Genomic DNA, 5,629 nt, shown 5'->3' with positions numbered 1-5,629 from the left:
GTCACGGCCCTCCAGGAACGGCGCCAGCGCCGACTCGGCGGCCGCCACCGGGTCGAACTCGGCGGGCGGCTCGACGAACGGGGTCGGCGACTGGCCGCCGATCGACCAGGCGGCGAGCTGCACCGCGACCTCGGCCGCGTCAGCGATCCGTTCCAGGCGACACTCGCCCGGACGAGCCGGTCGTTCTGCGGTCTTGGTGGCGGCCGGCAGCAGCCTCACCGAGCCTCCTTGAACTCCACATGCCGCCGGACGATCGGGTCGTATTTGCGCAGCACCATCCGCTCCGGATCATTGCGCCGGTTCTTGCGGGTGACGTAGGTGTAACCGGTACCGGCACTCGAGCGCAGCTTCACGATCGGTCGCAGTTCCTTCGACTTCTTCGCCATCAGAGCCGCTCCCCTCGCGCCAGCAGCGTCGCCACCACCGCGTCGATGCCCAGCCGGTCGATCGTCCGGATGCCGCGGGGGCTCACCCGCAACGTCACCCGGCGGCCGAGGCTCGGCACCCAGTACCGCTTCGACTGCACGTTGGCGTCGAAGCGTCGCCGGGTGCGGCGATGCGAGTGCGAGACGTTGTTCCCGAAGCCGGGACGGGCACCGGTGACCTGGCAGATGCGCGACATGGGCGAACCTAACTCGTATTGAGAATCGTTTTCATCTAAGCTAGCAGCACCATGACCAAGCACCAACATCCTGACTATCGGCCGGTCGTCTTTCGCGATAAGTCGGCCGGACTCGTCTTCCTGACCCGTTCGACGGCGCAGACCACCCGGACCATCGACTACGAAGGCGCCCGCTATCCCCTGGTGGACGTCGAGATCTCCAGCACCAGCCATCCGTTCTGGACCGGTCGTGACCGGCTCGTGGACACCGAGGGCCGGGTGGAGCGATTCAACCGCCGCTACGGACGCCGAGGAGCCGCCCAGTGAACCCGCACGACCGCGTCCCCGTCGTCCTGGTCAGCGGTATCGCCGACGCCCCGATGTCCACCGTCACCGCCGCACTGCAGTGGGATCTGCCGACGGCGGTGGCCGTCCGGCATGAGATCGACCCGGCCCGCGAGGTACTGATCCGCACCGTCTCGGACGCCGACGGCCTGATCGACCGGGTCGAGATCGACGTCGCCCACGCCTGTGTCAGCTGCGCGATCCGCGAGGACGTCGTCCCGACCCTGGAGCGGCTGGCCGCCACCGGCAGCTGGGAGGCGATCATCGCCCACCTTCCGGTGAGCGCCGAGGCCACCCAGGTGTGCCGGGTGCTCGGCTATCAACCGGACGCCGCACCGCACCTGCGCATCGCGGCCGCCCTGGTCGCGCTGGAGGGGTCCACGTTGCGCACCGACCTGCTCGGCGATGACCTGCTGGTCGAGCGGGGTCTGCCGGTCCGCGACGACGACCTTCGCGGGGTCGCCGAGACCGCATCGGCGATGGTCGAGTACGCCGACCTGGTGATCGCGCACGATCTCGATGACGACGGACGCGACCTGCTCGCCGCGATCGCCCGTCCGGACGCCCGGGTCGCCGGCTCGGCGTCCGAGGTCGACGCCCGGGTTCTACTGCCCGGCGTGCACCGGCACGACCACAGCGAGGACTGGGTGCAGGCCGTCCGGCGCGGTCCGCTGCCCACCCGCACCGACGGCAAGGCCTGGGTGCTGGACTTCAGTTCCGAGCGACCGTTCCACCCCGAGCGGCTGCAGCAGCGGATCGAAGCCCTCGGACGTGGCCACCGACGCTCGCGCGGCTGCTTCTGGCTACCCAGCCGGCCCACCCAGGTGTGCCGCTGGGACGGCGCCGGCGGCATGGTGAGCATCGGCCCCGAGCATGTCTGGGACGAGGCCGGCCCGCTCACCCGGATCGTGATCGTGGGTGTCGATGACGACCGCGAGAAGCTCGCCGAGGCGTTCCACTCCTGCCTGCTCACCGACGCCGAACTCGCCGAACGCGGCCGCTACTGGGAGGTCGCCTCCGATGGCCTGGAGCCGTGGCTGGGACCGGTCCGCGGCGGGATCGGCATCCAGGAGTGGTCATAGCCCCTCACGCTCAGCACAGTCCGACTCCCCCGCACCGCCCTCTGACCCGAACGAAACGGAGAACACCCATGAACACCCAGGATCTCGCTGCCGCCCTGGCGGCCCGCACCGGCCTGACCCGCACGGTCGCCGAGGACACCGTCAGCACACTTCTCGACCTGATCGCGACCGAGGTGACCGACGGCGAGAAGGTCACCCTGCCGCGCTTCGGCGTCTTCGAGGCCCGGCACCGGGCCGCCCGAGCCGGACGCGATCCGCGCACCGGTGAGCCGATCACCGTCCCCGAGCGGCGGGTTCCGGTGTTCCGTCCGTCGAGCGCCTTCCGCGGGCGGGTGGACGGGCGTCCCTGACAACACCACGGACAAACGCCGAACGGCCCAGCTGGATTCACATCCGGCTGGGCCGTTCGGCTCTTTGCAGCCCCGACGGGATTCGAACCCGCGCTACCGCCTTGAGAGGGCGGCGTGCTAGGCCGCTACACAACGGGGCCCTAGCGTGTCGCACGAAGCGACTGTCGAAGATTACCAAAGCCAGCACAGCTCAAGCGAATCCTCTGCGCTGGGGTACTAGGACTCGAACCTAGACTGACGGAACCAGAATCCGGCGGGCTGCCAATTACCCCATACCCCATCGCTGACCCTTGTCGGGCCAGCGAGGTGCAACGTTACCGAATGCCCACCGTCGCTTCCAAATCAGGGTCGCGCGGGCGTGGTGACGTCGAGCCGCAGCCGGCGCCCGAGCAGGATCGCCAGCACCGTGAACAGGCCGAAGCCGGCGAGATCCCAGACCAGGTCGATCCAGCCGATGGTCTGGGTGGCCTTCACCTCGGCGATCGTCGAGTACAGCCCCGCGTAGCTGAACGCCATCAGGTTGTTGACCACATGCGCACCGATCGCCGCCTCAAGACCGCCGGTGCGCACCACCAGGGCACCGGCCAGCAGACCGAAGGCGAACCGGTCCAGGAACAGCGGCAGGTTCTGGGTGCCGTGGAACAGCGCGAACAGCAGCGCCGAGCAGACCACCCCGAACCAGGGGGTCCGCGGCACCAGGGTCTGGAACGCCTGCAGCAGGTAACCGCGGAAGAAGAACTCCTCGGCGGCGGCCTGCAGCGGCGAGGTGAGCAGGATCACCACCAGGAAGACCCAGTAGTCGGCCTGCGGTTGCAGGGTCGGGAACGAGGCACCCAGGTGTTGCACGAACAGCACCAGGTTGAACAGCACGAGCGCCAGCAGCATGCTCAGCAGCAGATAGCGCCAGCGGAACCAGGGCCGCACCGAGCCGAGCCAGCGCGGGCGGCGGTGGTGCACGAACAGCACCACGCCGAGACTGATCGGGATCAGCGTCGCCAGCGCGAGATGCCCCGAGAGCATGCCCCACGGATTGTCGAACCGGCTCAGCGCCCGCAGCCAGTCGGCGAAGTCGCCGCCGGGGCGGAACAGCAGCCAGCCCAGCCCGCCGAGCAGCTGGGAGACCAGGCTGGCGCCGAAGAAGAACAGCAGCACGCCGGTGAGGATGCCGACCACCGAACGCAGCTTCTGCTGGTCGGCGGCACCGGTCAGGATCTCGTCGTACCGGACGCCGCCGGGTGTGGCTTCACTGGCGAAGGCGTCCACCCAGGAGCGCCCGGACGCCGCCACCTCAGTCCTCCGCGACGACCGGATTGGTCAACGTGCCGAGTCCCGCCACCCGCACCGACACCGAGTCACCCGGCAGCATCGGGCCGACACCCTCCGGCGTCCCGGTCAGCAGCACGTCACCGGGCAGCAGGGTGGTGAAGCTGGTGACGAACTCGATCAACCGCGGAATCGAGTAGACCATCTGCGCGGTGTTCGACTCCTGCCGGGCCTCGCCGTTGAGCGTGGTGGCGATGTCGAGCCGTCCGGCCTCATCGATGCCGAGATGGGTGGAGATCCACGGGCCCAGCGGGCAGAACGAGTCGTAGCCCTTGGCCCGGCTCCACTGCTTGTCCTTGGCCTGCAGGTCGCGACAGGTGACGTCGTTGGCGATCGTGTAACCGAAGATCACGTCAGCCGCCCGCTCGGCCGGCACCCGGCGACAGATCCGGCCGATGACCACCGCCAACTCACCCTCGAAATGCAGGTTCTCGGTCTCGGGGGGGTAGACGATCGGCTCCCCCGGCCCGATCACCGAGGTGTTCGGCTTGAGGAAGACCAGCGGCTCGTCCGGCACCGAGGAGTTGAACTCGGCGGCGTGCGCCGCATAGTTCTTACCGATGGCGACGATCTTGCTGCGCGGGATGACCGGGCTGACCAGCCGGACGTCGTCGAGCAGGTGCCGCTCGCCGGTGTACTTGACCGGTCCGGCCAGCGGGTCGCCGCTGATCGCCGCGACCGTGTCGGGGTGCTGTCCGGCGTCCTCGGCCAGTTCGACGATGCCGTAGCTGGGGTCGCCGCCATCGGCGACGTAACGGGCGATGCGCATGGGTGGCAGCCTAGTGGCCCCACTGTTACCGCTCCGCCCCGGCCGTCATACTCGGCCCATGGGCAGCACCTTCGACATGGTCGACCTGATCCGGGCCAAGCGTGACGGACGCCGGCTCGGCGACGCCGAGATCGACTGGCTGATCCGCAGCTACACCGACGGCGCCGTCGGCGACGACCAGATGGCCGCACTGGCGATGGCGATCGTCTTCCGCGGCTTGGACGGCGACGAGCTGAGCACCTGGACCGCGGCGATGATCGACACCGGCGAACGGATGGACTTCTCGGCGTTGCGGCGTCCGGTCGTCGACAAGCACTCCACCGGTGGCGTCGGCGACATGATCACCCTGCCGCTGGCGCCGATCGTGGCCGCCTGCGGCGCCGCCGTCCCGCAGCTGTCCGGACGCGGCCTGGGCCACACCGGCGGCACCCTGGACAAGCTGGAGGCGATCCCCGGCTGGCGCGCCGACCTGGCGCCCGCAGAGATGCTCCGGCTGCTGGACGAGGTGGGCGCGGTGGTCTGCTCCCCCGGCCCCGGGCTGGCCCCGGCGGACCGGAAGCTCTACGCGCTGCGCGACGTCACCGGCACCGTGGAGTCGATCCCGCTGATCGCATCCTCGATCATGAGCAAGAAGATCGCCGAGGGCACCCCCGCGCTGGTGCTCGACGTCAAGACCGGCTCGGGTGCCTTCATGCGTGAGCGGGAGCGCGCGGTCGAACTGGCCCGCACCATGGTCGGGCTGGGCCGGGCCGCCGGGGTGGCCACCGTTGCCTACGTGAGCGCGATGGAGGCACCGCTCGGGCGGGCGGCCGGCAACGCGATCGAGGTGGAGCAGGCCGTCGAGGTGCTGCACGGACGCGGCCCGGCCGATGTCGTCGAACTGACCCTCACCCTGGCCCGGGAGATGCTGCACCTGGCCGGCATCGAGGCCGACCCGGCGGAGGCGCTGCGCTCCGGTCGGGCGCTCGAGGTGTGGCGGGCGATGATCCGCGGCCAGGGTGGCGATCCGGACGCGCCGCTGCCGAAGGCCCGTCATCAGCGGGTGATCACCGCACCGCGTTCCGGCGTGCTGACCCGGTTGGACGCCTACGCGGTCGGTGTGGCCGCCTGGCGGCTCGGCGCCGGACGGGCCCGCCAGGGTGACCCGGTGCAGGCGGCG

Annotated in this window: 9 protein-coding genes and 2 tRNA genes; 4 read left to right on the top strand and 7 right to left on the bottom strand. The window is 70.0% G+C overall.

Annotated features, from left to right (window positions below):
• The 3 genes from QM624_RS10120 to rpmB form a co-directional block, all read right to left on the bottom strand.
• Nucleotides 1-219, bottom strand: a 219-nt coding sequence (locus QM624_RS10120; protein ID WP_415091379.1) for a hypothetical protein, incomplete at its 3' end; no start/stop codon positions are given.
• Entirely contained in the window at nucleotides 216-386 is a 171-nt protein-coding gene (gene rpmG / locus QM624_RS10115; protein WP_415091377.1) for a 50S ribosomal protein L33, read from the bottom strand. The genes rpmG and QM624_RS10120, both read right to left, overlap by 4 nt.
• Nucleotides 386-622 (bottom strand): 50S ribosomal protein L28, encoded by a 237-nt coding sequence (gene rpmB, locus QM624_RS10110; protein WP_415091375.1) that lies wholly within the window; start codon nucleotides 620-622, stop codon nucleotides 386-388. The genes rpmG and rpmB overlap by 1 nt, the downstream gene beginning before the upstream one ends.
• A 51-nt stretch (nucleotides 623-673) precedes the next feature.
• Between rpmB and QM624_RS10105 the strand changes: the two genes are divergently transcribed.
• The 3 genes from QM624_RS10105 to QM624_RS10095 all read left to right on the top strand — a co-directional run bounded on the left by QM624_RS10105 (nucleotide 674) and on the right by QM624_RS10095 (nucleotide 2,378).
• Nucleotides 674-928, top strand: a complete 255-nt coding sequence (locus tag QM624_RS10105; RefSeq protein ID WP_415091373.1) for a type B 50S ribosomal protein L31 — start codon at nucleotides 674-676, stop codon at nucleotides 926-928.
• Nucleotides 925-2,028 (top strand): GTP-binding protein, encoded by a 1,104-nt coding sequence (locus QM624_RS10100; protein WP_415091371.1) that lies wholly within the window; start codon nucleotides 925-927, stop codon nucleotides 2,026-2,028. The genes QM624_RS10105 and QM624_RS10100 overlap by 4 nt, the downstream gene beginning before the upstream one ends.
• 68 nt (nucleotides 2,029-2,096) lie before the next feature.
• A complete protein-coding gene (locus QM624_RS10095) occupies nucleotides 2,097-2,378 on the top strand; it encodes an HU family DNA-binding protein (protein WP_415091369.1) in 282 nt (93 codons plus the stop codon).
• Between the two features lie 67 nt (nucleotides 2,379-2,445).
• Here the strand turns inward: QM624_RS10095 and QM624_RS10090 are convergent.
• The 4 genes from QM624_RS10090 to QM624_RS10075 all read right to left on the bottom strand — a co-directional run bounded on the left by QM624_RS10090 (nucleotide 2,446) and on the right by QM624_RS10075 (nucleotide 4,470).
• Nucleotides 2,446-2,518: transfer RNA gene (locus tag QM624_RS10090), tRNA-Glu, on the bottom strand.
• Nucleotides 2,519-2,586: 68 nt separating this feature from the next.
• Nucleotides 2,587-2,658, bottom strand: a tRNA-Gln gene (locus QM624_RS10085).
• A gap of 62 nt (nucleotides 2,659-2,720) precedes the next feature.
• The gene (locus QM624_RS10080) at nucleotides 2,721-3,665 is read right to left on the bottom strand and encodes a lysostaphin resistance A-like protein (protein ID WP_415091367.1); all 945 of its coding nucleotides are present in this window, start codon (nucleotides 3,663-3,665) and stop codon (nucleotides 2,721-2,723) included.
• Nucleotide 3,666: 1 nt separating this feature from the next.
• Nucleotides 3,667-4,470, bottom strand: coding sequence for a fumarylacetoacetate hydrolase family protein (locus tag QM624_RS10075; RefSeq protein ID WP_415091366.1), 804 nt, complete (start codon nucleotides 4,468-4,470; stop codon nucleotides 3,667-3,669).
• Between the two features lie 58 nt (nucleotides 4,471-4,528).
• Here QM624_RS10075 and QM624_RS10070 point away from each other — a divergent pair.
• A partial coding sequence (locus tag QM624_RS10070; protein ID WP_415091364.1) for a thymidine phosphorylase occupies nucleotides 4,529-5,629 on the top strand: 1,101 nt, incomplete at its 3' end.

Source organism: Micropruina sp. (assembly GCF_047606365.1).
Classification (GTDB): Bacteria; Actinomycetota; Actinomycetes; order Propionibacteriales; family Propionibacteriaceae; genus Micropruina.
Note: the sequence above shows the minus strand (reverse complement) of the source record. Positions and strands in the feature narration are given on the sequence as shown.

Coding starts and splice junctions, on each gene's coding strand:
- QM624_RS10095 (WP_415091369.1), top strand. CDS start 2,097: ATGAACACCCAGGATCTCGCTGCCGCCCTGGCGGCCCGCACCGGCCTG.
- rpmG (WP_415091377.1), bottom strand. CDS start 386: ATGGCGAAGAAGTCGAAGGAACTGCGACCGATCGTGAAGCTGCGCTCG.
- rpmB (WP_415091375.1), bottom strand. CDS start 622: ATGTCGCGCATCTGCCAGGTCACCGGTGCCCGTCCCGGCTTCGGGAAC.
- QM624_RS10105 (WP_415091373.1), top strand. CDS start 674: ATGACCAAGCACCAACATCCTGACTATCGGCCGGTCGTCTTTCGCGAT.
- QM624_RS10075 (WP_415091366.1), bottom strand. CDS start 4,470: ATGCGCATCGCCCGTTACGTCGCCGATGGCGGCGACCCCAGCTACGGC.